1 protein-coding gene is annotated in these 275 nt (G+C 68.0%); it reads left to right on the forward strand.

The features are described 5' to 3' along the window. A partial coding sequence (locus tag CDN38_RS33665) for a DUF3418 domain-containing protein (protein WP_142361397.1) occupies positions 1 to 275 on the forward strand: 275 nt, incomplete at both ends.

Here is a 275-nt window from a genome sequence, read left to right on the forward strand (position 1 = left end):
GCCTCGGCACTGATCCGCAGCCTGCCCAAGGCGATGCGCCGCAACTACGTGCCGGCACCAGACTTCGGTCGCGCGTTCTACGAAGCGTTCCCGCAGCCCAGTGCCGACGCCATCACCGGCGAACTGGCGCGCTTCCTGTCACGCGCAACCGGCGCCACGGTGACTGCGCTGGATTTCGAGCCCGGTTCGATCGAACCGCACCTGCACATGAACCTGCGGCTGCGCGACGAGCAGGGCAAGGTGCTGGCGACTTCGCGCGATCTGGACGCACTGCG

The organism is Mycobacterium ostraviense (assembly GCF_002705925.1).
Lineage (GTDB): Bacteria > Actinomycetota > Actinomycetes > Mycobacteriales > Mycobacteriaceae > Mycobacterium > Mycobacterium ostraviense.